Genomic DNA, 24173 nt, shown 5'->3' on the forward strand with positions numbered 1-24173 from the left:
CGCCTGAATTCTATTTATCTCTTCTTTTTTTACCGCATACGAACAACTGAACCCGATGCAATAGCTTGTCCAGTTCTTTGCTGAGCTGGACGGTGTCTGAGTGGGTCAAACCTTTTTCGAGGCCAGCCTGGATCATTTTTCTCCTGACAGTTTCAATATCCATTTCCATTGCCATTTTTGTGCCCATTTGCCTCACCTCGATTGCTCGTCCTATTTTGTACCATTATTACATAAAAATTGACAAAAAGGAATAATAATTAGCCAAAATCCGCGGATTTTTGTTAACCTCTAAAAATCCATAGTTTACCAAAAATCCTCCCTGAAAAAGAAACAACTCTCTGGCAATCCAGAGAGTCATCTGCAAGCAAACTTATCGAACTTCTACCCAGCCATTCTTAATTCCGAGTACGACTGCTTGTGTACGGTCATTTACGTTCATCTTCTGCAAGATGTTGCTGACGTGGTTCTTGACCGTTTTTTCACTGATGTATAATGCTTCGCCAATGCCGCGGTTGCTTTTTCCGTCAGCCAGTAGCTGAAGGACTTCGCATTCCCTGCGAGTCAACAAGTGCAATGGACGTCGGATTTCAGGCTGCTGATAGCCGCTGCCGACTTGATTTTCGCTTGCCAGGCGGCGGAATTCGCTCACCAGGTTGTGCGTTACTTTTGGATGCAGGTAAGATCCCCCCTGTGCCACTACTTTGACAGCTTGTACTAGGGCATCTGCGTCCATTTCCTTCAATAAATATCCGAGCGCACCGGACTTCAATGCGTGGGATACGTAGTTTTCATCATCGTGGATGGAAAGGATGATGACTTTGGAATCAGGATACTCGTCCACCAATTGGCGAGTGGCTTCGACTCCATTTGTATTTGGCATATTGATATCCATGATGACAACATCTGGATTATGTTTTTCATAAAGTTCGAGCGCTTCACTTCCGTCATCGCCTTCTGCTAGGACAGTGAATGATTTTTCAAAGTCTAAAATTCTCTTTACTCCTTCACGGAATAATTGATGATCGTCAATGATTACGATTTTTGTTGTCAATGACTACGCCTCCCTTACCTCTTCAAACAATTAAGCGGCCAGCGGAACTTGAATGATGACGAGTGTTCCTTGGCCTTCTTTCGAATCGATGCTGATTTCACCGTCTAACAGCTCCACACGCTCCTTCATGCCCATGATGCCAAAGGATCCCTGTTTTTTCATTGATGCATCGAACCCTTTTCCATTGTCCTTCACGATGACAAGGACATGATTCGAGCGAACTTCGAGTTTCACATGGATTTCTTTTGCTTCTGCATGTTTCAGGGCGTTTTGGACCGATTCCTGGATTAAACGGAACAAGGCAACTTCATATTTTGAAGGGAGCCTGTTTTCTTGTCCAATATTTGTAAATAGTATAGATGTCAGTTTGTTATACTCTTCGATCGTGTGCAAATATTTTTTGAGGGTAGGAACCAAACCTAAATCATCCAGCGCCATCGGACGCAGATCGTAGATGATCCGGCGGACCTCATATAATGCAGATCGAACCATATGCTTCAAACTGTTCACTTCTTTTAATGCTTCGCCGGGACCGCTTTCCTTGTATACCCTCTCAATGAGATCGGAGCGCATAAGGACGTTCGCCAGCATTTGAGCCGGACCATCGTGGATTTCACGAGAAAGCCTCTTCCTCTCATCTTCCTGAGCCTCGATGATTTTCAATCCGAAATCCTGCTTCTGCTTGGCGTCTTCGAGAGCCTTGCCGACTTGCTTCATATCACTTAGCAGATAGTTGAGGACAATCGATATTTGCGATACAAGATTTTCGGCTCGGTCAATCGTTTCCTGCAAGCTGCGCAGTCTTCTTTCTAAATCATCACGGCGTTCCCTTAATTGTTTTTCCATCTGTCGATTCATCGTCAGCTTCATTTGAAGTTCGTGCGCCTTCTCATAAGCATCGCGAACCTGCTCTTCTGAATATTGGTTGAAATGCTGACTGACTTCCAGGAGCCGTTTTCTTGCAAAACGGACTTTTACATCAAGATCGTCGCCTTCATTGATCACCTGGATGACCAATGCTTTCACATTCTTCAATTCTTCAATGATCGATTCATAGTCTTTTCGGCACTGTTCGCCGATGTGGAAGATTTCTCCCTTGCTCGCATCGACGGTTTCAATCATTTTTTCTACTATTCCATCTAGTGCTTTTGTGTCAACTTTTTTCAAAGACATGGGATTTCCTCCAAGGATTGCCCTCAGGTTATTCCTATTTTATATCGAAATGTTCTCCTAAACTATTATTCAGTTATGGAATTATAAAAGTTAGGTCTATCGAAATAGGTCGATGAAAATCATTTTATCATTAGCGGGACTTATTTCCTATATCCAAAAATTCCAAGATAGAAACATTCCAGTTTGGATAAAGGCTAATCCTGCCGACATTGCTGATTCATCCCATGATAGCCGCTGTGCAGACAGGATTTATTATTCCAGCAAAAGTCCTTCAACTGCACAGGGACATTATATCATGCCAGGAATTTCATAAGATTAAAGTTTCATTACATTCTATTATCAATCTTGAAACTTATCCTTATTATTCCAGTAAAGTGTTTTGACCACATCTTTCATTCCTGAAAAAGGAAAATACATTTAGTTTCGGTTACATCCCTTTATTTATCGGGGTGAAATTTGTATAGTATTAAAAGTAATGTTTTTTTACAATTTTCGCACCGAATCTTGTCGAACCATCTATCAGGCAGACCGCTCGGTGATTGAAAGGAGAACCTCACTTGCTACAAAGCTACTATACCGTCAAAGGCAGCGGTGATCATGAAATTATCATTCAAAAGTCTCGTTTCATTTCCTATATAAATCGAGTAGAATCCGAGGAAGACGCTCAAGCTTTCATCGCTAAAATCAAGAAAATGCACCCCAATGCAAACCACAACTGCTCCGCTTACATGATCGGTGAGCACAATCAAATCCAAAAGGCAAACGACGATGGCGAGCCATCAGGAACAGCCGGCGTCCCCATGCTCGAAGTGTTGAAAAAGCGCGATTTAAAGGATACGGTTGTTGTCGTAACCCGATACTTCGGAGGCATAAAATTAGGTGGAGGCGGACTGATCCGCGCCTACGGGAAAGCCACCTCTGAAGGCATCAATGCAACAGGCGTCGTCGAACGCGAGCTCATGCGCCTCATGCGTACGAAGATCGACTACACATGGCTTGGTAAAGTGGAGAACGAACTCCGCTCATCCATCTACCCCATCAAGGAAATCCATTACCTCGATCAAGTCGAAGTGGAAACCTATGCCGTGGAAACGGAAAAAGAACGATTCGTCGAATGGATGACAGAACTCACCAATGGCCAAGCCATCCTTACTGAAGGGGACGTGGTGTATTTGGAGGAGGATGTTGAGTAGGCCTCTCTACGAATCAAGTACATTAACACTATTCTTTGTTTACCTGATATAGCTTTCATAGTAAAATATAGGATAGTGTTATTTTGAGAAAATTAGCTTTTTTTGACAAACTTTGTAACGAAAGTCGAATCCTTATACGAAGGAGTTAAATGAATGGAAAGAAAACAACTCAGTTATATGAGAAGAAAAAAACGACGCAGACGCATATTTTGGTTTTTGATATTCCCGGTTCTGCTATTTGGCTTTTCCGCAGCTGCTTATGGAGCCTACCTCTACAACAAAGCAGAAACGGTCTTCAATAATTCCCACGAAGAAATCGACCGGAAAAAATCTGATCTTCGCAAAGCCGAAGTAGACCCGAGTGAAGACAATGTTTCTATCCTCTTTATCGGAATAGACGACAGCAAAAGCAGGAATTTTGGGAATGACACCCGCTCAGACGCTCTGATTCTCGCGACTTTGAATAAAAAAGACAAATCAGTAAAGTTATTGAGCATCCCGCGTGATTCCTATGTATATGTCCCTAAAGTTGGCTACAAAACTAAAATTACACATGCCCATGCATACGGTGGACCGAAAGCGACCATCGATACCGTTGAAAATCTCTTAGATATTCCCGTTGATTATTATGTGCGAATGAATTTCTATGCATTCATGGACGTGGTGGATGCCGTCGGTGGAATTGAAGCAGATGTCCCATATTCCATTCACGAGAAAGACTCAGAAGATCATCATAACGCGATTAATTTAAAACCAGGAATGCAAAAACTTGATGGTGAAGAAGCTCTTGCTCTCGCAAGAACACGTAAGCAAGATAACGATATCGAAAGAGGAAAGCGCCAGCAGAAGCTTATGAAAGCCGTGATGGACAAAGCGGTTTCCGTTGGTTCCATTTCAAAATACGATGACATTATTGAAGCAGTCGGAGATAACATGAAAACGAATATGACCTTCTCTGAAATGAAATCGTTCGTCAGCTACGCAACAAGCGGCCATTTAAACATTGAGACATTGACCCTTAAAGGCAGTGACAGCATGATTGACGGAGTATACTATTATCAGCTTGATGATACAGATTTGGCAAATATCAAGAATACTCTAAAAGAGCACCTAGGTATTAAAGATGATTCAGAAGATAATGTTGCTGAAACAAATAGCGATTCCAGCGATAACTCGTCTGATAGCGAGGATTCTACAGAATCCGCTCAGACAGATACGGATAGCAATTAATAAAGACACATGCAAAAGCAGCTGATTCACTTCAGCTGCTTTTTTTGTAATGATTTTTATTACGATAAACAAAAAACCTCCCTCAAGTCATTTTCAGACGCGAGGGAGGTTTTTTGTTTATTATTTATTTCTTGCACGCACAAATTTCAACAATGGCTGGTAGTCATCGCCGACAAGTCCGATGCTCTCAACAAAAATCTCGATTGCAACTAGCAGGACACCAATCATAATGATTGCTCCCCACATAGTGGACATTGAGAAAATGATTGCAGCCAAGCCGAACATTGCAGCAATGGCATAGATGATTAGAACGGTTTGTCTATGTGAGAATCCTATACGCAGCAGGCAGTGATGCAAGTGGGACTTATCCGGTGCTGATAATGGCTTCTTCTGAACAAAACGGCGGATGATGGCAAAGAATGTATCTGAAATCGGAACCCCAAGGATAATGACAGGGATGATTAAAGATATCACTGTGATGTTTTTAAATCCAAGAAGAGCCAGTACAGAAATGATGTACCCCAGAAACAGTGCTCCAGTATCCCCCATAAAGATCTTAGCTGGATGGAAATTGTAGAACAGGAACCCAAGCGTACTTGCCAATACAAGACCTGCAACGATTGCGACAAATGGGTTAGCCATGATAACGGCCATTCCAGCAATGGTGATAAGCGCAATCGAGGATACACCTGCAGCCAGTCCATCCAATCCGTCAATCAGGTTGATGGCATTAGTTACACCGACAATCCAGATGATGGTCATTGGGATGCTCAAAAATCCGAAATGAAGGACTCCACCAAACGGAAGGTTGATCATTTCCACTTGTGCACCGCCCCAAATGACAACGACTAGAGCAGCAGCCAACTGGCCAAGAAGTTTTATTTTTGCTGAAAGTTCAATCATATCATCCAGAATGCCTGTTATGATGACAATGACTCCACCTACCATAATCGGCAGCGTATAGCTGCTTTCTGGCTGAAGGATCAAGACGCCGATGATAAAACTGATGAATATAGCTAAACCGCCCATGCGCGGCATGATTTTCTGATGTACTTTTCGTTGATTGGGTTTATCTGTTGCGCCAATTTTAAATGCAAGCCATTTAACTGCCGGCGTTAACAGAATGGAACTGATAAAGCAGATAATCAAGGTCAAATAGAACATGTAGACCCTCCTTAGTAATATCATGCCCAATTGTGTCAGGCACAAAAACAGGAATTTCCTGCAATTGTATGTAATTAAACACTCTTGCTTTCTCTTAAACTCTCAAGTAATTACACCAAGTTGGATTATATCACACATATCCGCAAATATGGAATAGGAAAAAAATATGAACATACATCCATTGGTATATTATAGCAAAATTCGACTAAATCCTTCTACTATTTACCCAAAATATTAAAAATATAAACACGAATTTTATCATGATTTGCTATAATATCTTACAAAAGATCTAAAAATGTGAAATAGAGGTGAAAAATGTGAATTATTTCAAAAAAATGTTAGTTATCCTAAGTATTGCAGGAATCTTCTTTCTTACGGGAATGGTCCAAAAAACATTTGCTGAAGAAAATCAGCCCATTATCGCAAGCGTTGAGTGGGTCATGGCAAAAATCAATCCCCTTTCCTCTAAAGTGGACCAGCTTGAGCAAAGGGTCAACACTCTCGAAAACCAAGTAAACCAATTAAAATCACAGCTAAATAAGCAGTAAGGATGGGCCGTATGAATCAATATACTAAATGCTTTTTAAGTATCGCGGCCGCTTTGATGCTTTTCACAGCATCTCCGATGGAGGGGCAGGCTGCGGCATCGCCAAGCCCAGTCACTTATAAGACGGAAGTAAAGGTCAAATTGTTACAGACTTCTACATTTTCTTTAACGCTGACTGGCGGGTACGACATCGTAAACTTAGATACAAATGCCTCTATTGCTTTGACCTCTCAAAAACTAAATGTCTCACAGGCAAGCGGGAAAGTTACCATTTCAGATGGAAAAACCAATTTTACTTCTGCTAAGGGGTTCAATGTAAATGAAATAACTGTTTCCAGTGATAATGAAGTTCTCATATCCAAGGTGCAGACCTCATTTGGATTATCGGATGTAAGCTTCAGGGGTTCATTTGAGATTCGCCCCGGGGCAAGTGCTCCATTGGTATTGAACAAATTGGACGTGGAAGATTACCTTAGAGGGGTCGTTCCTTCCGAGATGCCTGCAAGCTGGCCGCTGGAGGCATTGAAGGCTCAAGCAACAGCTGCAAGGAGCTATGCCTATACACAAATGAAGCAAAAGAAGGCTGTTGGCTATATTGAAATGACCACGGCAAGCCAGGTGTACAATGGGAAATCCCAGGAAAATTCACGGACAGACCAGGCAGTAGCTGAAACAAAAGATACATATCCACTTTACAATAATGTACCCATTGAATCATTTTTCTACTCCAGTTCCGGGGGCTATACGTTAAGCAGTGAGTATGTGTGGGGAAATCCGATTCCATATCTTATAGGCGTGGAAGATCATTATGATAATGTCACTGGAAACCCACAATACGGATGGGAGTTTTTGAACTATGCAGATAAGATAGCTGCCAAACTAGGCTTAACCACTAATCAGCAGCTGCTGGATCTCGTCATTACTGACCAGGATCCCGGTAAGGCTGTCCTTGCCATGGACGCTAAGATTCTTGATAAAATATCTGGAACGATTGATTCAGTTCCAATGATCCCTACTTATGCACGATACCCTGACAGTTTTCGATCACTGTTTGGAATCACATTAAAGAGCACTAAGTTCACTGTTAATTCAGATTCTCATGCGAAAATCATGTTAGCTGACGGAACGGTGAGAGATACGAATTACCTCGCAGGATTCAAAATGCAGGCAGCAGATGGTTCCTTAAAGACCATCCAGACAGCCAACGTACCTGTTAAAACATCAACAACCACTTCCTACCTCCCTTCATATCCGGAAAGCTTCACGTTTACAGGCAATGGATATGGCCATTCGCTGGGAATGAGCCAATGGGGAGCAAGGGGAATGGCGGAAGCAGGCTTTACTTATGATCAAATCTTAAAACATTACTATACTGGGATTGAAATAAAAAAATGGCCTTAAGCAGATGACTGCTTAAGGCTTTATTTTTTCCAAAGCACGATAAATGAATGCAGAGAACTGAGAACGTTTAGTCGGGGCTTCAGGATGGAAGCTGCCATTCGATCCTTGTGCGATGCCGTATTGGCTGATTGATTTTATTTCTTCATATCCATCCATTTTTTCCGAAACATCATTGTATCCACTAAATGGAGTATTTAAAGGAATGAGATGGAATGATCTTGCCAGCACCATTGCCATATGGCGCCTTTTCATCGGTTCATTAGGAAGGAAGTTCCCATCGCTCCCGTTGAAGATCCCAGCTTCATAAACCGTCATGACTTCTTTAGCAATACCGCTGCTGGAATTAATATCTTTGAAGACAGAAGGAGATGAACTTAACGGCAGATTCAATGCTTTAATGATCATTGATGCTGCCTGATATCTTGTGATGTACCGCTCGGGATAGAACTTGCCCTCTTCAGGATATCCTTTAATGATTCCTTTTCCATATAAAGACATGATTTCAGTGTAGGCCCAATATGGATTTGAACCGGTTGGAACATCAGTGAAAGTTGAAGGAGGGTTTCCTCCCCCATTATGATTGCCAGTAGAAGAGCCAAGTGTCTTCAAATCATCTTCAAGATTGTCCAGACGCTTTTCCAAATCATCTGCTTTATCGGACACTTTACCTGTTTCACCTTCCACAAAATCTGTAGAAGCTGCCTCGGTAGATTCTGCAGCCGAGGCTTTCCTTTCCTGCTCATGGACAGAGGCCTCCTGCTGACATGCTGCCAACATCAAAACAGATCCAGCTAAGCCGAGCCATATCCACCTTTTCATTATGATTCCCCCATTTTCCCCTTTTTGATCTTAAAGTTTCTTATAATGTCTATTTTTAAAAGATACGATAAAAGCACATAAACGAAGCCAATGGCCAAGCTGCCCAAAATAATCGAAAGAATGGAATTATCAACTCTGCCATTCAATGTCCACTTAACCATGAGCCCAGCCAATAAGGACACTCCCCCGATAAGAAGAAGCTTGATGTATAATCCTCCCTCGGTCAGATGAATTCCTAGCCTTTTTGGGGCGCATACTAATAAGAAGCCAAGCTGGAAATAAGCACTGATGGTGGTTGCCCATGCGATGGCATCTCCGCCATATCGGTGAATAAAAGCCAGAACAATCAATATGTTTACGCCAAAAACAGCAATAGCACCTGAAATGACAGGGATTATGGCTCTTTCTTTAGCATAATAAAACCTTGTTACATATACATTGGCAGCATGTGCGAACATACCGATGACGAATATTTTCAGTAGTGAACTGGTTTGAAGTGTAGCATCCGATTGGAACGAGCCGTATTGGAAAACAATACTGATCAGTTCTGTTGCATATAAATAAACGATAATCGAAATCGGAATCATTAAAAACAATAAATACTTCATGCCGTCATTGTACATTTTTGAGAGCTTCCGGTTATCATTGTTTGCAATCGTCTTGGCTATCAGCGGATAAATCACCGTGGTGACCGCTGTCATCAAGATCGTCTGTGGAAGCTGGACTAGCTTCGATGCATAGTTCAATGAAGCCATCAGTCCCTCTTGCAGCTGAGAAGAAAAAAGTCTATGTATCAAAAAATAAAATTGAAGCGTGGCACCGCCCAATAATATGGGGAACATGACCTTTAGATACCTGGTCAGATAATGGCCTTCAGTCATTTTAAATTGAAAACGAAAACCCGTTAATCCGTATTTCTTCATTTCCCTTAATAAGGGGACCAGCATTAGGATCGAACCGACAAATGCTCCCATGGAATAGGCCTGGACTCCGAAAATCGGAAATAATGCCAGTGCCAGTCCAACGTAAACCAAATTATTGATTAGCGGAGCAAGTGCAGATGCCCTGAATCGATCATGAAGATTCAAAAGGCCGGAAAAAATCATGGAAGTGACTAAAAACACGGTGGAGACACCTGTGAATTGGAATAGAACCTTTGTATCCCCTGCTTCCCCTGGCGTCAAATCATGAAAAAATAGGTTGATCCATAGAGCAGGAGCAGCCAGGAATGAGAGGCTGATGGCTCCGAAGACCACGAATGTATAGGTGAATATGACATTTTTCAATTCTTTTTGCGCTGGACCAGGAGCCTTTGAATACAAACTGATAAAAGCTGTTGTCAAAGCCCCTCCCGCAGCGATATATAAAAAATTCGGTATGGTATAGGCAGCAATGATGCTATCTGCTTTGAATGAGGTGCCAAAGTGGTAGCCGATGATCATTTCCCTTACAAACCCCAGGAGACGTGAGAGCAGGTTGATGACTGCGACAGCCCCTACGATGGCAATAATAGATTTTCGATTCAAAAAAACACCGGCTTTCAAACACTAGTTGACGTTAAGTTCGATAAATTGATCAACAAGCTTCAGAATTTGTTCCCTCCCACTTTTAAAAGGGACAGGCTCAAAGGAATGGACTAATTCCAATACATTTGCCAAATCGGTTTCATCATCCCATTTCAGGATATGTCCTGAATCCGAGAACTGCCTAACGATTTCAATTTGGTGGTCGTCGTTATGCTCTCCATATTTGCATAAGCGTGGAACGGCAATCATTTTCTTCCCCATTTTGACGCCCATCGTTATTGAACCGGTTCCCCCGTGGGTGATGATCAAACTGGATTCTTTATAAAACTCCTCCATATCATGGTAAGTCATGAATGGTATAAATTCCATTCGTTCTGTGCGATAAGGTGTATGCCCGGATTGGACGACTACCCTCTCGTTGATCGAACCGTTTTTCAACTCCTCATCGACAGCTTTCAGCAGCCGATTGAAAGGGAGTTCATGAGTTCCTAAAACAATGAATATCAATAGATAGAACCTCCATATACTGCTTTTGGATAATGCTTCTTCATCCCTTCCCATTGCACGATGAATAAATCAGCGATCGGGTACACCAATCTCCCAGATATGGTAGGGGTGGATGTCTTAGCAAAACTTTCAATAAAAATGACTTTTTTGCCGAATAGCTTTGCAATATAACACATAGGAACAGACGTATGCGCTCCTGTCGTCACAATGACATCCGGTTTGATTTTTAAAAATAAAAAAAGAGACTTCAGGATGTTATAGCTGAATTTGAACAGGTAGCGGATCGGATAGTTCCGTGCACCATAAACTAAGAAGGAAATCGGATATTCCTTGCTCAATTCTTCCGTAATGATGGATTTCTCCGTAATAATATGATAGTCGTATTTTTCAAATAAGGGCTTCAGCTGTAAAAGCTGCGTCAAATGACCGCCCAAAGAAGAAATGAATACAACCTTTTTCTGTTTATCGTTCATATCCTACCCTCCAGTAGGAAAGTATAATGTTAAAACTTTCTTTATGATAGTCTTTTGATCATTTTCCTCTGCCTTATTATAACCGTTTTCTATCAGCATTTCTTTCTCCAAAGAATCTCCAATGGCTTTTTTGATTCCATCAGCCAGATTCCCTGGGTTTTCTTTTTCTACCAGCACTCCACTTCCATTGGCAAGCAGGTAGCGCAGCCCGCCGACATTTGTCCCTACAACAGGTGTACCGCAGGACATGGCTTCCAATGCCACTAGGCCAAAGCCTTCAATATGGGAAGGAAGGACAAAAGCTTCTGCCGCACTCATCCATACTGCAATTTCCATTTGATCTTTGACCCCAAGATATTCCACGGATTCGTGAAGTCCTTTTTCTTCAATCGCTTGATCCAAACGAGTCTTAAATGATGGATCCTTGGCAGCACCGATTATATAAAGCTTGACGCTTATCTCTTTTCGGATTCGATTGATTGCCTCGATTAGTTCAAGAAGACCCTTTTGTTTAATAATATTGCCCACAAATAGGATAGGGATAACATCCTCTGGCAATCCAAGAGATTTTCTGGCTTCTTTTTTTTGAAGAGGTTTAAAGGTTTCTCTGTTTACCCCCATATTCAAGAGGGAGATTTTCTCATTTGGCACAAGAAATTCCGAGTGGATCTTTTCTTTCAATTCCTCACCCACTGCAATGACTTCATCGGACTCGTGAAGTATTTTCTTTGTCCAATCAAATATCCTCTGATTTTTTCTCGCCATTTTATCAATGTCCCCGCCGTGGGAAGTGACAACCAGCCTCGTATTCCATAATTTCTTATAAATCAAGCCGAGCATGCCGCTAGGAAAAATGTAATGCGCATGCACCACTTCATATTGCTTCCCTTTAAAGATAGCATTGATGAAAGCTTTTAAAAACCAACCAAAGTACTTCATTAGTACGTTCACTTTTCCTCCGGAAGGATTCTTGATCGCGATGACATCCATATCAAGTCCTTCCTCTTTAAGGGCTTCTACTTGGTTTTTTACAAAGATGCCAAAGCTTTTATGTTCATTTGTCGGATACATATTTGAAATGACAAGTACTTTTCGCTTATTCATATATTAACTCCTATCTGATGAGCTTCTTCATCAGTTCAGCGCCATACAGCGCTTCACTCTTCATTTTGCCGGAGAGCTCGCCGAATTCTTCCTGTCTATCCATCCAATGCTCAGACAAGTGTTCCACAACATCCACGATCGGTCGCTGATGAAGTTTTGAGATATCAACGTAAAGGTCCTCTTTATCAAGTCTTTCCATAAAGGATTGGACCTTTTTATGATATCCAATTCCGATAATTGGAGTTCCAGCGGCAACTGCTAATATCAAGGAATGAAGCCGTGTCCCGATGATTAAATCCATCTCACTTGAAAGCTTCATTAAATCAGTAGGATGGAGATTCCCTTTTTCCACTTTCACATTGGAAGAATGCTGCATCAAATGGCAGATTTCTTCTGTGACTTTTACATCTTGAGGAAACTTGGTGGAATAAAATATGACTTCCGCATCCAGCCTCTCAATCAAGGCATCCAAGTTTTCCGCCATGCCTGTTATATAGCTTTGATATTTTTCGGGATTGCTTTCTGGCCAGTACTCACTGCTGTAGTATGGGACAGCCGTTACCCCAATTTTTTTAATATTTTTTGAAAGTACAGCGGGCTTCTCATCTCCAAGAGTGAAGGCCGGGTCTGCAATGATTTCGATTTCCTTTTTGATTCCAATGGACTCAAGGAGCTTTTTGGATTTTTCATCACGGACCGCCACCATGGAGGCAGAATTGGCCATTCCTTTAATGAGGACTTTTCCAAGGCCGGTTGTGATCGGGCCAGCCCCTACGCCGTAGATGATGATCCGGCATCGGAACAATCGCCCGATAAACGCAATGATGCTATATAGCGGAGCATCCCTTTTATACATATCCATTAAAATACCGCCGCCTCCAATGATCAAAACATCGAGTCCTTTGATGATTTTGGCATGCTGGGATAGAGTTGATAGCATGGTGGATGCTATATTGCCTTTTTTCTTTATTAAAAAGGCAGATTTAACACCATATCGTTCATATGTATTTTCGGGGTTATTGCTAAAAATGGTTATATCCTGTTTATTGATATGAAGATGTTCGGTAAGCTGCTGCAGAATCCCTTGCAGAATTGCTTCATCTCCATTGTTATCATGTCCATAATTTCCGACGATTCCAATTTTCATAATCATACACCTGGTATATTTCTATTTATTTTAAGCATAAAGCTATTATAGCAATTTTTGTCGACAGATAAAAAGAAGAAAAGAACGGAAATCCCGTTCTTTTCATTCTTAGTTATTTGAATAGTAGTTATTGATTCCGTTATAGATCGCTGTTGCATATAGATTGACATAAGTGGCGCTTGTCAGCTTAGCACGATCTTCCGGGTTCGAAATGAATCCAAGCTCAATCAGTACGGCCGGGATCTCCTGGTTTTTAATGACATACCAATTATCCTCTTTAACTCCGCGGTCTCTCATGTTTGCCATGGAAACGATCTGTGTTTGGATTGTGGAAGCAAGCTTGGAACTTTCTACTCCATTATCATTGGCATCGATATTGTAGTAGGACTCCGCACCGCTTGCTGATGTTGCCGAAGCAGAGTTCACATGGATGCTGACAAATAATTCAGCGTAGTGATCCTGAGAGAATTTCACCCGATCTTCAAGTGTCGGATATGTGTCGGACTCCCTTGTGAGCATCACATTCGCACCTGCATTCTTCAATTTTTCCTGAACTTTTAATGCTACATTCAACGTCACCGTTTTTTCATAATACGATCCACCGATTGCACCGGAATCGACTCCTCCGTGTCCTGCATCAATGACGATAATGCGGTTGCGAAGTTGATTACCGGAAAGGTTATTGAGCTTCAGATAAGTTTTATGTACATATGCTGCCTGCCCATTGAACGCAATTTTTGCCCAGTATCCATTTATGTCATATACATTGACTTTATCCCCTAGATTCAGTGCTCCTGCTACAGATCCTGAAGTAGTAGGGGCCGTGCGTACATTAAGAGAATCCGCAGTTACAGTTCCTGTGGCAATCGGATTGCCAAGCAAAGGAAGTTTGAATTGGTCACTCATCCCCCTGCTGAGAAAAGCAGAGAACTGTGCACGTGAAATATCTAAATTCGGCTTGAAATATCCATTGCTTCCATTGGAAATTCCGCTGTAGTAAAGGGAGTTGATAAAGCTTGATGCCCAGCTTGCTGAACCATCTGGGAATACTATCGGCTTATCTGCAGCCCCTTCATAGTCCAAACCGAACGCCAACGCAATGACTTTACTCATTTGAGCACGCGTCAAATGCTCATAAGGATGGAATGTGCCGTCCTTATATCCTGTGAAATAGCCCAATGAAACAGCTCGTTCGATCCACCCGGACGCCCAGTCATCTGAAGGGACATCTTTAAAGGATGAACCAGATGAAGTCAGCTTAGTTTTTCCTTTAGCCAACACGATCATTTTGGCTGCTTGAGCCCTTGTCACTTTATTTTCTGGACGAAATTCAGTACCTCCCCCCTCGTCATAACCTTCAATTACATCTTTCGAGAAGAGATATTCAATTTCTTCCTTGGCCCAATAAGTGCTGGAGACATCTGTGAAAACAGCTGCAGCCTCCGCCTTAGATTGAAACCATGATCCCGCGACGACAAAAAACACCACTAGAAGACAGATCTTGCAGTACTTCGGCATTTCTCGAAGCTCCTTTCAAATTTTTCATACCATTTTCAGTCTAGCAAACTATTGGCAATTTAACCATAATTCGTTTATACTTATTTTCTTTGCATTTTTTAGTATTATATAGTTAATTCGTCATTGTCTATTTTTGTAAAATTTGATAGATTAATGGAGGGTATTTCAGAAAGGAAGTAACAACTTGTCACACCAACGCAAATATTTTGGAGTTTTTTTGTTAATGTTTGTCAGTCTTTTTATTTTTGCAGAAAAAGCAAATGCAGCATCTGGCATCTATTTTAAAGCAACTGCCGAACACACAGACGTATTTGATAATCGTTCGAAATCACTTGTAAAAATAGGTGAACTATCCAAGGGGGAAACTTACCTCGCCACCAGAAGGTATGGCCTAGTGTGGTATGAGATTCAGTTCGGGAAAATCAAAGGGTATGTCTTTAAGGGAGACACCGCATTATCAACTAAAGGAAATCTTACGAAGCAGGCAAAGCACCTCCATCCTTTAGGCGAAATCAAAATCAGCAAGACGGCGGTAATAGTAGACAACTCCACAGGGACCCTTGTTCCATTTGGAAAAATCAATAACGACATAGTCTTTCCGGTAGTCAGCCGGACAGGCAATTGGGTAGGGATAGAAATGGGCGGCAGGCTGGGTTTTGTCTATAAGGACAAAATTTATTCTAATAATAGTCAATCCCCTGAGAAAGAATTTAATGCCATCCCCGTCCTCATGTACCACCATCTATTGAAGAAATCAGAGAATACGTTCATTGGAAACAACGTCATATTAAATGTGGAAAACTTTGCAGAGCAGATGAAATATCTGCATGACAACGGCTATCACACGATTACGCTTGAACAATTGGAAAGCTATTTAAAGGGCACTTTACATATAAAAGAAAAAACGGTTGCCATCACATTTGATGATGGCCATAAAACGAATTATTTATATGCCTACCCTATCTTGAAAAAGTATGGCTTCCATGCTGCTGCATTCATCATCACAAGCAGGACAAGCGCATCACCAGTCCCATTCAACCCTTCTTACCTTCAATTCCTCAGCTCCCCGGAGATGGAAGAAATGAAGAGTGATGGAACATTTGAATTTGGAAGCCACACCAATCAATTGCATGACGTTACAGGAAGAAAATCCAATGTCCTGTTAAAACCGGAAAACGATGTATTGGACGATTTCAAACTTAGCAAGGAGCTGCTGCAGACGCAATATTTTTGCTATCCATTCGGGCAATACAGTCCTGACACAATACGCTTGGCAAAAGAAGCAGGATATACCATGGCTTTCTTGGCATCTGAAGGATATGCCCAGCCAAAAATTGATTTAATGAAAGTCCCCCGATTCGGTATTTACCCTTATACGACAATGGACCAATTCGCAAAAATCGTATCCGGGACCTACAATCTTCCAAAGACAAAAGGATAAAACTAAGGCCGCAGTCTATTGGACTGCGGCCTGATTCTATTAGTCTATTTAATTGACAAGATAGTCCGCCATCAAAAGGAGAACATTTTGATTCCGTTTCCAAATATCATTGAAATTCCTGATTGGAACCGGCCCCTCACCTGCGTATGGTGCAAATTCCGGTGTAAATCCAGGTTTTTTTATCTTTTCAATAAACCAATCCGTATAGCCCCCGCCGCTCGGATTCTTCCTTACCGGCACCATGCTCGTCCCAGTCATTTTGGAAATTCTTACAGCGAGTTTCTTATCTTCCTCGTAGCGTGATCCGCCCTGCTTAAAATACCAATATAATATCTGCCCTGAGGTATGGAAGGCAAAACCAGCTTGAAACGAATGATTCAACGTGAAATCCCGCATTGCGATTGCCTCAGGCTCACTGAATGGGTAAGGCCCCTTATAATTTTTCGGCCCAGGGCGGCCAGTATTATATGCAATATGAGCCCAATCCGCATCATACTGTCTATTAAGATCCACCCCTCTGATATTCGCTTTCCAACCAGAGAAGTTTTTGCTTCCGCCATTAAGCTTCAGTACGTAGGCAGGATTCTTTGCAGAGGTATATCCTTTTTGAACCAAGGTGACCCCATCCGGATTGACCATAGGAACGAACCAGATTTTGACCTTATTTAATAGAGAGCGGACATCATATCCATTGAACTTGGCTCCACTTTCGTAGGCATAGGCGTATTCATCAATGGCTTCCATGACAAAATTCGTTGTTATGTTCTCGCGTGCATGGTGTGCAGCATTTGCTGTGAATTCTATGTTCCCCTTCCCTAATGCAAGGGCTGTCAAATCTCTGCCATCCACTGATTTCCCGATGGACTCCACGTGAATCAGATCAGGATACATTACTGCCAACGTCTTGATATCTCTTTGCATTTGATCATATGTATAGGTTCGATAAGGATTGACCACGTCTTTCGGGACTGCTCTTACAGTCAAGTCAGATGAATGGATAAAGCCTTTTCTACCAGCCACCATAACCTGATACCAATCAGAACCCACAGGACTATTTGAATAAATGGACTCCCCTGCTTTCAACAAGGAATATGTCACTAATCCCCCGTTGCTTTGCTCAACAATCACTTTATCTTTTTGGGGAGTGATGATTGCTGTATGCTTCGGCCCTTGGTTTAGGTCAACCCCTGATAGATTAAGAGCTGGCTTTGTGGCATGTGAAGCCACATACCTCATCTCTCCTCCAATTGAAACTTCATGCCAATTCGCGGAATAGGATCTGACTCTCTTAAACACAAATCCTTTTGACAGCGTTCCTTTCACTGTCAACTTTCCGCCGCTGTTGTCAAAGAATGGAAGATTGTCTTCCAAGGTTTCAAACCATTTTGTATTAGGAGAAAACGTATAGGAAACCTTGCTTTCTTCTATGTAGCCTTTCCGTCCCGCAAATTTCAGTTCAACCATTCCATCTTTTGCGCCGGAAGCCATGAATTGTCCTCCGGTCAGCATCACAGCCACCCTATGCTGTTTATCAGTAGAATCATAAACTGGGACACTCTCCTTTACTGATACAATGATAGAGTTTGCCCTTACCTGATCCGGGATTATAGACTGATTGATCTTAGAAACGCTGGTTAATACTGAACGGTGGATATATACGTCTTTCTTCCCCCATTTCAGTTTGAACCAATTTGTATCTGAAGTCGAAGTAGGAATAAATACAAACCCTCTATCGACCGCTGCAATTTCCGTCAACTTGCCGGAATGGCTTTCATATACAGATGCAGGAGAATTAACTTGAAAATAGATATTCGCCGCCCGCACCTTTTCCGTCAGCAAAGATCCCCCTAAAAATATTAATAAACTCAATACCCAATAATGCCTTTTCATAAAAACCTCCATATATTTCTATAATAATAATATTTTAACAGTTAACTAGCCCCATTAATAGAACAGTTTGATTTCATAAAAAAAGCCATGAAAATCACGAAGGATTCTCATGGCTTGATTTTGCGAACTTTACCCGCAGCCATATAAAAGTTTCAACCATTCCGTATGCTGAAATAATCGCCATAACCGGCAGGATCAACAGCCCATATCTTGGGATCGTCAGAAAAATATCAGATAACAGGATATAAAACAACACAACCGCCCCTAAGACATTGACCCCTTTGCGCTTTCTAAATACCAAAGCATAAATCAGGCTAGTAATGACAATAAATAAATTCTGCCATTTAAAAAAGCCTAAAACCCCTTTCGGGAAGTCCTGAAGATATGGTCCAAATCCATCCGGCCTTGCAAATTGATCCATAAACAGCCAGACTGTCTTCCCTATTGTAAACCAAGAAAAATAAAGCGGAAAATCAGATCCAAACCCATCCACTATCCGCTTTTCACCGTAATCCTGCAATGACATCCCCATGGATCTTGCCTTCTGGACAAGATTGCCGTCCTCATTTAAGAAGAAAGGATCTGTTCCTAAAAGCAGCGGACTTCCAGCATGGGATGAAAAAAGGTAAGCATGGCCGAACTGCATGAGATTCCTAATGACCCATGGACACATAATCAAAACGGGGCCGATGCACCAAATAAGGCCTATCTTAACAGCTTGTTTAAATCCCATCTCTCTCCACGTAATCGCCCATGCAAAGAGGAGAATCGGCGCCGGCGTCGGTCTGAACATTAGCATGACGGATGCGGAAATCCCGAATAAGGCATGCATCACCCAGCCTTTGCTGCGCAAGGCAAAAATGAATAGGACAATGCTTAATAAAAAGAAGAAAATCGACGGAATTTCAGTCAATGCCGTGCGGAAATAGTGAAGATAGGCGATGTGTGTGCTGTACATAAAGGCAGCCAAAACACCAATCCATCTCCTTTGAAAGAGCTGCAGCCCAATCAAGTACACCAGGAATACATTAGAAATATTCAAAATCATATTGGCTAATCGAAATAGCATGACATGATTTGTATGGAGCCATTCTGAAGCGAGAAAAATGGCCGCCAAATAAAATGGCTGCCCCGGTGTCACATACGCATTGGAGCCAGCCAGATTATATCCGTATACCCCTTCCTTGATCAACTGCCACGCCATTCTGGCATACAAGGAGCCGTCCCTTGAGCCATATGTAGAAATGGCTTCGCCGAACCTTTCAGGCTGATTGAAAACAGATCCAGGATTCGCTATCAGGAACCAAATATTTAAGGCCAGATAGCAAATTAATAAATAAATGATAGCTTGATTCTTTTTAAGTTTATGGACAAACACTTTTTCACCTCTTATTTTGCAATTAAAAAGACGCCGAACACGATGATAGCCATCCCAACCCATTGAACGGGCTGCAGCGTCTCTTTAAAAATCATCAATGCCACAATGGCCCCGAAGATATAGCTGAGGCTTTGGCTCGGATAGGCAACACTCAATGGGAGCTTCGTCAATATGACAAGCCAAAGGCCGGTTGCCATTACATACAACAGCGCGCCTCCGATGAAGTAAGGAGAGATGATGAGAGCAAGGACAGTTTGGACATCCCATTTTTCCACATTTGCCACAGCCATCTTCCAGAGGACTTGTCCTGAAACGAGCATGAGTATGTTAAAAAGCAGCAGTAGATAAACCATGAATTAATCCTTCTTTTCTATTTTTTCTTTGAGGATGGCGTGTTCCTGCGCTAATTGGGTCAACTCCTTGTTCAGCTTGGACACTCTCCTCGTCAAATCAAAAATCAACAAGATTGCAAAAAGGAGTCCGAACAAAAACAGCATGGATGGAGCATAGACGATTCCCACCCATTTAGCCAATGTATTAATAAATTTTTCATTTAAACTGAGGATTGCCATAAAGACACAAGTTATGATCCATAGAAGGGAATATTTCGTTTCCAACAATCCCCGTCTGACTGATTCAATAACAAGGAAGAAAAGCAGCAAAACTAAAATAAAGGATAGAAAACTGACTTTCATATAACATTACTCCTTTATCAATTTCTGCATCAAAATGGATAAAGTCACTTTGAACATATAATAAATGGATTTAAAAGGAGTAATGGAGGATGTTCCCCCTTGGCGCTGTTTCATATTCACAGAAATTTCCTTTATTTTCATCTTTCTTCTATGCAGGAACAAAATGACCTCAGGTTCGGGATAGTCTTTAGGATAATCAAATGCGAACATTTTGATGACTTTTTGGTTGATGGCTCTATAGCCGGATGTTGCATCCGTGTATTTTTTCCTCGTCAATACATATAGTAGAAACTCGAAATACATGATGCCTAATCTCCGAAGTGGATTTCCCACGTAATCTGTCTTTTCAACGAATCTGGATCCGATGCACATATCGCATTCACCCGAAAGAATGGGTTTGATGACAGCAAGAAGATCTTCTTCGTTATGCTGGCCATCCGCGTCAAATTGAACCGCCACATCATAATCGTTTTTGTATGCATATTTATAGCCAGACTGTACTGCCCCTCCAATCCCCAAGTTATAAGGGAGGTCAAGAAGGGTTACATCTGGGTATGACTTTACTATTTCAGCGGTCCGGTCCTTTGAACCATCATTGATGATGCACACGTCCAGCGTCGGAATGGTTTGTTTGAGGGCTTGCAGCTTCTTGATTGTCCCTGCAATAGCCTCTTCTTCATTATAAGCAGGTACAATGATTAGAATTTTCTCCTCTTCCATGTTTCTCATTGGTTCTCACGCTCCATTTTTGTGCATCCTTTAATAATAATACAGATTTCGCCATGAAGCTTCAATTTTTTTCAAAAACGGTAGATTGAAAAAAAGCCGCGGATTTTCCGCAGCTTTCATATATCTTACTTATCGCGATTGTCGATGCGATAGAGAAAAGCGCTAAATTGAGCCCTTGTTACAGTGTTATTTGGTTTGAATGTATGATCCGCTTCATAGCCGGTCGTAATGCCATTGGCCAGCAGCGCATGAATTTCCTTGTATGCCCAGTAAGAAGGAGGAACATCTTTGAACGGATCGGATACTGTTCCACTTAAATCGTACGCCCTTGCTAATATGGCAGCCATCTGTGCACGCGTCAAAAGACCCTCTGCATCAAATTCTGTCCCATTATTCTTTCCGTTCATGATCCCGGCTTTTGTAACAGCCGCAATTTCATTATAGTACAAGTCATTTGCACCTAAATCCTGATAATGCGGATCATTCACATTTTTTGTATCCAGGTTCAAAGCTCTTGCTAGCAGCGCTGCGGCATGAGCCCTTGTCAAGCTGTTTTCTGGCAGGAACGAACCATTCTGATATCCATTGATGACATTTTTATTTGTTAAATAGTTTATTTCCACTTGTGCCCAGTGATCGTTAGGGACATCTGTGAAAATCGGCTCCATATAGGAAGTGCCGTATTCCGCTTGAAGCTTATCAAAGTAAAGCGTTCCTCTTCCCTGTTTACTTGCTGTCGCTTCAGCTACATAAATTTTCGAGAATTTAATTGGAAGAGTAATAGTAGATGGGACAGCTGCTTTGACATATTTCCAACCCGTCCAATTCAATCCGCCTTCTTCCGTGAAATCAATCGTGACTTCTTGCCCTTTTCCATCAAGGAGCTTTCCTCTTAGCCAATGGTTCTGCCCATCTCCATAAACCCAAAGCCCGATATAATTAGGCTTGCCGTTCAATTCCACAGGATTATTAAAGGAAGCATATGCTGCTGCAATGCCGGCTGCACCCTGGGTAAAGTCATAATCCAATTTTAATGCCGTACTTCCGTCATGGTATGGATAGGAAGCACCAGGGAAGCTGATGGAAGCTGCAGCCCTTGCCGTCTCGGCTTTCCACAATACCGCATTTTCCATAGAATCAATGGCAAGCGCTGTATTGACCACACGCACTGCCGTCTGTCCTTTTACACCTAAAATGGTTGCTTGCACCACTCCGCTTTTATTTACGTCATTAGCCGTAAATGTTCCATCTTGGGACATGACTCCAATGTCATTCGTTGCCCACCATTGAATGACATTCGGGTTGACGGTCAATTCCCTATTGGAAGCATCATAAGCTTTGACAGAGAACTTCACAGTCGATTTTGGAGCTACAGTCAAATTCACCGGTGAAACTTCCACCCTTGCAGGCGATGCAATGACTTGGACTGGGAACCTCTTCACAGCCGCCCCATATTGGACCACAATCGACCCGCTTCCTGCTTTATCCGCAATGAATTCATTGCCGTTCATATGACCGACTCCGCCTTCAACAGCGTATTGGAACTTTGATGGATCTGCTGTTAATCGATGATAATACTGATCGAGTATATAGTTTGGAGAAACCGTCAGGGATGATCCTACTAAAATTGAGTTTTCTCCGGAAATGGAGGCATCCAAAATGGCTGGGTCACCGATTGGTGCTGTACTCACTGCTTGTAAGATCGCCGAAACGGAGCGTTCTACCCCCTCTGAAGGAGAATTGATCATCGTAGGGAAAATATTTCCGTTTCTTCTGACGGACATTGTAGTTGAGCCGCCGCCATCCAGGTTAAGAGCCTGGTAAGCCCCGATGCTGACCAAGTAATCTGCGAATTCGGACAAAGTCATTCCAGCACTATACCCAGACTGCCTTCCATCAACAGTGACAAAAGATACCTTTGTCCCGTCCTGATTGGTGATGACCGCTGTCCTTGGATTTCGTTCCCTCGCTCTCGCACTATTGGGATCGATTGTCATATTGACTTTTCCGTTTTGAACAAGCAGCGGTCCGCTGGCAAGCATGAACTGAGAATCCTTCCAGGAATCATCTACGTTTACAGTAAGATTGATTGATTGCCCCGGTTTGAAATCCGCATATTTGGCTGCGAGCTCCCCACCTTGTACAGAAAGGACATATCCATCATCAGGGATGACGGAATTCCCAGTTCCATAAGCCGACACACTTTTTACCGTTCCGGTAATCGGTTTGCCGAATTCGATTCCTTCATCGAGTTTTTGAGATAAGCCTGTCACGACAATTTCCATTCCATAAGAATTGGTTCTAGTAGAGGAATAGCTGTAATTCGGGGTAAAGAGAATCGTTTCTCCCACTCCCCGTGATTTGTTGATGGATGTAATGGGTGAAGGAGAACCATTAACAGTGAATGACGAATCATAGCTGAATTTCCCTATATGTCCTTTTCCATTCTTGTCGATTCCAAACGCAGATGGGATGCTCATATATTCGCCGAATCCTGTTGAAATGACACCTAATGTAGAAACACGATTCTTTTGAACGACCAAATAGGCCGGAAGCCTTGAATCAAAGTGATAAAAAGAGGCATTGATGGCGCCAACTACATGGTGCCCATCATATGTATTGTTCTTTGCAGCATTCGATGGTCTCTGCAAATTGGTCAATGGGACAGGAATTCCGCTTTCGACCTTGATATAAGGATTAGAAAGATCCATATCCAGTACCTTTACAGCCTGTGGCTGAGAGTGAATCGTCATGTTCGCTTCTTCAAGAGTGACGCCTGGTGTAACCATATATTTCTCGGCAGCACTTGTGGTACTGCTTCCGATGAATCCAATGACAAAAAGAGCCGACATGATCACTAGCAATCTAGCAATCTTGTTTCCTGATAACATCATATCCCCCCAAAATTCATGTATTTTTTACAAAAAATTACAAAATATTGATAGTTTCTCCGTTTCATTCTAGGGGACAGTACCATATATTTCAATAAATTTTAAAAAATAGTTAATTTGGATTATTAAATATTAGTAAGTTTATTTTTCTTAAAAAGAAAAAAACCACCATTTCTGGTGGTCAAAGTCGAGATTCTATAATGTTGTAATAATATAAAATCCCGGTTGGTTATCTATATTTTAACATATGGAGCCTTCTATGAGATGCAGAAAATATTGGTATATAAACCAGAAAA

Annotated in this window: 22 protein-coding genes; 5 read left to right on the forward strand and 17 right to left on the reverse strand. The window is 41.9% G+C overall.

Translation table 11 applies throughout. The features are described from left to right. Positions 1 to 10 precede the first annotated feature (10 nt). The 3 genes from ABTV07_RS17875 to ABTV07_RS17885 form a co-directional block, all read right to left on the reverse strand. Positions 11 to 187, reverse strand: coding sequence for an aspartyl-phosphate phosphatase Spo0E family protein (locus ABTV07_RS17875; RefSeq protein ID WP_433744833.1), 177 nt, complete (start codon positions 185 to 187; stop codon positions 11 to 13). Positions 188 to 370: 183 nt separating this feature from the next. Then, positions 371 to 1051 carry a response regulator gene (locus ABTV07_RS17880; RefSeq protein ID WP_433744836.1) on the reverse strand — a complete coding sequence of 227 codons (681 nt, stop codon included), beginning with the start codon at positions 1049 to 1051 and terminating at the stop codon, positions 371 to 373. Between the two features lie 30 nt (positions 1052 to 1081). After that, positions 1082 to 2224 (reverse strand): sensor histidine kinase, encoded by a 1143-nt coding sequence (locus ABTV07_RS17885; protein WP_433744839.1) that lies wholly within the window; start codon positions 2222 to 2224, stop codon positions 1082 to 1084. A 557-nt stretch (positions 2225 to 2781) separates the two neighbouring features. Between ABTV07_RS17885 and ABTV07_RS17890 the strand changes: the two genes are divergently transcribed. Then, positions 2782 to 3417: a YigZ family protein gene (locus tag ABTV07_RS17890; RefSeq protein ID WP_433744842.1), complete on the forward strand. Its 636-nt coding sequence runs from the start codon at positions 2782 to 2784 to the stop codon at positions 3415 to 3417. A 153-nt stretch (positions 3418 to 3570) separates the two neighbouring features. Next, a complete protein-coding gene (locus ABTV07_RS17895) occupies positions 3571 to 4647 on the forward strand; it encodes an LCP family protein (RefSeq protein ID WP_433744845.1) in 1077 nt (358 codons plus the stop codon). 120 nt (positions 4648 to 4767) lie between these two features. Here the strand turns inward: ABTV07_RS17895 and ABTV07_RS17900 are convergent, their stop codons facing one another. Continuing rightward, on the reverse strand, positions 4768 to 5811 hold the full coding sequence (locus tag ABTV07_RS17900) for a glycosyltransferase family 4 protein (RefSeq protein ID WP_433744848.1): 1044 nt from the start codon (positions 5809 to 5811) through the stop codon (positions 4768 to 4770). 317 nt (positions 5812 to 6128) lie between these two features. On the opposite strand from ABTV07_RS17900, the gene ABTV07_RS17905 reads away from it, so the two are divergent. Further along, the gene (locus tag ABTV07_RS17905; protein ID WP_433744851.1) at positions 6129 to 6359 is read left to right on the forward strand and encodes a hypothetical protein; all 231 of its coding nucleotides are present in this window, start codon (positions 6129 to 6131) and stop codon (positions 6357 to 6359) included. Between the two features lie 11 nt (positions 6360 to 6370). Then, positions 6371 to 7759 (forward strand): SpoIID/LytB domain-containing protein, encoded by a 1389-nt coding sequence (locus ABTV07_RS17910; RefSeq protein WP_433744853.1) that lies wholly within the window; start codon positions 6371 to 6373, stop codon positions 7757 to 7759. Between the two features lie 12 nt (positions 7760 to 7771). Here ABTV07_RS17910 and ABTV07_RS17915 read toward each other — a convergent pair whose 3' ends face one another. The 7 genes from ABTV07_RS17915 to ABTV07_RS17945 form a co-directional block, all read right to left on the reverse strand. After that, positions 7772 to 8578, reverse strand: coding sequence for an S-layer homology domain-containing protein (locus tag ABTV07_RS17915; RefSeq protein WP_433744856.1), 807 nt, complete (start codon positions 8576 to 8578; stop codon positions 7772 to 7774). Continuing rightward, positions 8578 to 10104, reverse strand: a complete 1527-nt coding sequence (murJ, locus tag ABTV07_RS17920; protein WP_433744859.1) for a murein biosynthesis integral membrane protein MurJ — start codon at positions 10102 to 10104, stop codon at positions 8578 to 8580. Before murJ ends, ABTV07_RS17915 begins: the two co-directional genes overlap by 1 nt. Before the next feature lie 21 nt (positions 10105 to 10125). Next, entirely contained in the window at positions 10126 to 10611 is a 486-nt protein-coding gene (pssE, locus tag ABTV07_RS17925) for a PssE/Cps14G family polysaccharide biosynthesis glycosyltransferase (protein WP_433744862.1), read from the reverse strand. Then, the gene (gene pssD / locus ABTV07_RS17930; protein ID WP_433744865.1) at positions 10608 to 11084 is read right to left on the reverse strand and encodes a PssD/Cps14F family polysaccharide biosynthesis glycosyltransferase; all 477 of its coding nucleotides are present in this window, start codon (positions 11082 to 11084) and stop codon (positions 10608 to 10610) included. Before pssD ends, pssE begins: the two co-directional genes overlap by 4 nt. Before the next feature lie 3 nt (positions 11085 to 11087). Beyond that, positions 11088 to 12188: a glycosyltransferase gene (locus ABTV07_RS17935; RefSeq protein WP_433744867.1), complete on the reverse strand. Its 1101-nt coding sequence runs from the start codon at positions 12186 to 12188 to the stop codon at positions 11088 to 11090. A 10-nt stretch (positions 12189 to 12198) separates the two neighbouring features. Next, a complete protein-coding gene (locus ABTV07_RS17940) occupies positions 12199 to 13335 on the reverse strand; it encodes a polysaccharide pyruvyl transferase family protein (protein WP_433744869.1) in 1137 nt (378 codons plus the stop codon). 108 nt (positions 13336 to 13443) lie between these two features. After that, positions 13444 to 14853, reverse strand: coding sequence for an N-acetylmuramoyl-L-alanine amidase (locus tag ABTV07_RS17945; RefSeq protein ID WP_433744872.1), 1410 nt, complete (start codon positions 14851 to 14853; stop codon positions 13444 to 13446). A gap of 223 nt (positions 14854 to 15076) precedes the next feature. Between ABTV07_RS17945 and ABTV07_RS17950 the strand changes: the two genes are divergently transcribed. Continuing rightward, positions 15077 to 16294 (forward strand): polysaccharide deacetylase family protein, encoded by a 1218-nt coding sequence (locus ABTV07_RS17950; protein ID WP_433744875.1) that lies wholly within the window; start codon positions 15077 to 15079, stop codon positions 16292 to 16294. Between the two features lie 48 nt (positions 16295 to 16342). Here ABTV07_RS17950 and ABTV07_RS17955 read toward each other — a convergent pair whose 3' ends face one another. The 6 genes from ABTV07_RS17955 to ABTV07_RS17980 form a co-directional block, all read right to left on the reverse strand. Further along, positions 16343 to 18184: a M14 family metallopeptidase gene (locus ABTV07_RS17955; RefSeq protein WP_433744878.1), complete on the reverse strand. Its 1842-nt coding sequence runs from the start codon at positions 18182 to 18184 to the stop codon at positions 16343 to 16345. Between the two features lie 94 nt (positions 18185 to 18278). Further along, on the reverse strand, positions 18279 to 19562 hold the full coding sequence (locus ABTV07_RS17960; protein ID WP_433744879.1) for an ArnT family glycosyltransferase: 1284 nt from the start codon (positions 19560 to 19562) through the stop codon (positions 18279 to 18281). Between the two features lie 11 nt (positions 19563 to 19573). Then, on the reverse strand, positions 19574 to 19915 hold the full coding sequence (locus ABTV07_RS17965; protein ID WP_433744882.1) for an EamA family transporter: 342 nt from the start codon (positions 19913 to 19915) through the stop codon (positions 19574 to 19576). Positions 19916 to 19918: 3 nt separating this feature from the next. Next, positions 19919 to 20257 carry a DUF2304 domain-containing protein gene (locus tag ABTV07_RS17970; protein ID WP_433744885.1) on the reverse strand — a complete coding sequence of 113 codons (339 nt, stop codon included), beginning with the start codon at positions 20255 to 20257 and terminating at the stop codon, positions 19919 to 19921. A gap of 6 nt (positions 20258 to 20263) precedes the next feature. Next, positions 20264 to 20986 (reverse strand): glycosyltransferase family 2 protein, encoded by a 723-nt coding sequence (locus ABTV07_RS17975; protein ID WP_433744887.1) that lies wholly within the window; start codon positions 20984 to 20986, stop codon positions 20264 to 20266. Between the two features lie 125 nt (positions 20987 to 21111). Beyond that, positions 21112 to 23877 carry a phosphodiester glycosidase family protein gene (locus ABTV07_RS17980; protein WP_433744890.1) on the reverse strand — a complete coding sequence of 922 codons (2766 nt, stop codon included), beginning with the start codon at positions 23875 to 23877 and terminating at the stop codon, positions 21112 to 21114. Between the last annotated feature and the right edge of the window lie 296 nt (positions 23878 to 24173).

Source organism: Falsibacillus pallidus, assembly GCF_050990905.1.
In the GTDB taxonomy this organism is placed as follows: Bacteria; Bacillota; Bacilli; order Bacillales; family DSM-25281; genus Falsibacillus; species Falsibacillus pallidus_A.